Source organism: Streptomyces sp. NPDC054849 (genome assembly GCF_053610945.1).
Genome location: NZ_JBSGZI010000186.1, coordinates 1,809 through 5,019, shown reverse-complemented (window position 1 = coordinate 5,019; position 3,211 = coordinate 1,809). Strand labels below are relative to the sequence as shown.

Genomic DNA, 3,211 nt, shown 5'->3' with positions numbered 1-3,211 from the left:
TTCAGAACTAACACAGTGGACGCGAGCAACTGAGGACAAGCCCTCGGCCTATTAGTACCAGTCAGCTTCACCCGTTACCGGGCTTCCACATCTGGCCTATCAACCCAGTCGTCTACTGGGAGCCTTACCCTCTCAAGGAGGTGGGAATACTCATCTTGAAGCAGGCTTCCCGCTTAGATGCTTTCAGCGGTTATCCCTCCCGAACGTAGCCAACCAGCCATGCCCTTGGCAGGACAACTGGCACACCAGAGGTTCGTCCGTCCCGGTCCTCTCGTACTAGGGACAGCCCTTCTCAATATTCCTACGCGCACAGCGGATAGGGACCGAACTGTCTCACGACGTTCTAAACCCAGCTCGCGTACCGCTTTAATGGGCGAACAGCCCAACCCTTGGGACCGACTCCAGCCCCAGGATGCGACGAGCCGACATCGAGGTGCCAAACCATCCCGTCGATATGGACTCTTGGGGAAGATCAGCCTGTTATCCCCGGGGTACCTTTTATCCGTTGAGCGACGGCGCTTCCACAAGCCACCGCCGGATCACTAGTCCCGACTTTCGTCCCTGCTCGACCCGTCGGTCTCACAGTCAAGCTCCCTTGTGCACTTACACTCAACACCTGATTGCCAACCAGGCTGAGGGAACCTTTGGGCGCCTCCGTTACCCTTTGGGAGGCAACCGCCCCAGTTAAACTACCCATCAGACACTGTCCCTGATCCGGATCACGGACCGAGGTTAGACATCCAGCACGACCAGAGTGGTATTTCAACGGCGACTCCACAACCACTGGCGTGGCTGCTTCAAAGTCTCCCACCTATCCTACACAAGCCGAACCGAACACCAATATCAAACTGTAGTAAAGGTCCCGGGGTCTTTCCGTCCTGCTGCGCGAAACGAGCATCTTTACTCGTAGTGCAATTTCACCGGGCCTATGGTTGAGACAGTCGAGAAGTCGTTACGCCATTCGTGCAGGTCGGAACTTACCCGACAAGGAATTTCGCTACCTTAGGATGGTTATAGTTACCACCGCCGTTTACTGGCGCTTAAGTTCTCAGCTTCGCACGCCCGAAAGCGCACTAACCGGTCCCCTTAACGTTCCAGCACCGGGCAGGCGTCAGTCCGTATACATCGCCTTACGGCTTCGCACGGACCTGTGTTTTTAGTAAACAGTCGCTTCTCGCTGGTCTCTGCGGCCACCCCCAGCTCACGGAGTAAATCCGATCACCAGTGATGGCCCCCCTTCTCCCGAAGTTACGGGGGCATTTTGCCGAGTTCCTTAACCATAGTTCACCCGAACGCCTCGGTATTCTCTACCTGACCACCTGAGTCGGTTTAGGGTACGGGCCGCCATGAAACTCGCTAGAGGCTTTTCTCGACAGCATAGGATCATCCACTTCACCACAATCGGCTCGGCATCAGGTCTCAGCCTTAATGAGGGACGGATTTGCCTACCCCTCGGCCTACACCCTTACCCCGGGACAACCACCGCCCGGGCTGGACTACCTTCCTGCGTCACCCCATCGCTTACCTACTACCACCTTGGGCCGGCGGCTCCACCACTTTCCCTTGCCCGAAGGCTCCGGAACGGCTTCACGGCCTTAGCATTAGAGGATTCGATATTGGGCGTTTCAAAGCGGGTACCGGAATATCAACCGGTTGTCCATCGACTACGCCTGTCGGCCTCGCCTTAGGTCCCGACTTACCCTGGGCAGATCAGCTTGACCCAGGAACCCTTAGTCAATCGGCGCACACGTTTCTCACGTGTGTATCGCTACTCATGCCTGCATTCTCACTCGTGAACCGTCCACAACTAGCTTCCGCTGCTGCTTCACCCGGCACACGACGCTCCCCTACCCATCACAGCGGGCGTTGGCCCTATTGCTGCAATGACACGACTTCGGCGGTACGCTTGAGCCCCGCTACATTGTCGGCGCGGAATCACTTGACCAGTGAGCTATTACGCACTCTTTCAAGGGTGGCTGCTTCTAAGCCAACCTCCTGGTTGTCTCTGCGACTCCACATCCTTTCCCACTTAGCGTACGCTTAGGGGCCTTAGTCGATGCTCTGGGCTGTTTCCCTCTCGACCATGGAGCTTATCCCCCACAGTCTCACTGCCGTGCTCTCACTTACCGGCATTCGGAGTTTGGCTAAGGTCAGTAACCCGGTAGGGCCCATCGCCTATCCAGTGCTCTACCTCCGGCAAGAAACACACGACGCTGCACCTAAATGCATTTCGGGGAGAACCAGCTATCACGGAGTTTGATTGGCCTTTCACCCCTAACCACAGGTCATCCCCCAGGTTTTCAACCCTGGTGGGTTCGGTCCTCCACGAAGTCTTACCTCCGCTTCAACCTGCCCATGGCTAGATCACTCCGCTTCGGGTCTAGAGCGTGCAACTCAATCGCCCTATTCGGACTCGCTTTCGCTACGGCTTCCCCACACGGGTTAACCTCGCTACACACCGCTAACTCGCAGGCTCATTCTTCAAAAGGCACGCAGTCACGACCGTTGTTCCGAAGAACAACGGCGACGCTCCCACGGCTTGTAGGCACACGGTTTCAGGTACTATTTCACTCCGCTCCCGCGGTACTTTTCACCATTCCCTCACGGTACTATCCGCTATCGGTCACCAGGGAATATTTAGGCTTAGCGGGTGGTCCCGCCAGATTCACACGGGATTTCTCGGGCCCCGTGCTACTTGGGAGATTCTTAAGCAAGCCGCTGATGTTTCGTCTACGGGGGTCTTACCCTCTACGCCGGACCTTTCGCATGTCCTTCGACTACATCAACGGTTTCTGACTCGCCGACCGGCCGGCAGACCGGTCAAAAGAATTCCCACAACCCCGCATGCGCAACCCCTGCCGGGTATCACACGCATACGGTTTGGCCTCATCCGGTTTCGCTCGCCACTACTCCCGGAATCACGGTTGTTTTCTCTTCCTGAGGGTACTGAGATGTTTCACTTCCCCTCGTTCCCTCCACACTGCCTATGTGTTCAGCAGTGGGTGACAGCCCATGACGACTGCCGGGTTTCCCCATTCGGACACCCCCGGATCAAAGCTCAGTTGGCAGCTCCCCGGGGCCTATCGCGGCCTCTCACGTCCTTCATCGGTTCCTGGTGCCAAGGCATCCACCGTGCGCCCTTAAAAACTTGGCCACAGATGCTCGCGTCCACTGTGTAGTTCTCAAACAACGACCAGCCACCCATCACCCT

At 56.8% G+C, this 3,211-nt stretch carries 1 rRNA gene; it reads right to left on the bottom strand.

Annotated features, from left to right (window positions below):
• Positions 1-31: 31 nt before the first annotated feature.
• A 23S ribosomal RNA gene (locus ACWGIF_RS37725) occupies positions 32-3,154 on the bottom strand.
• Positions 3,155-3,211: the final 57 nt, after the last annotated feature.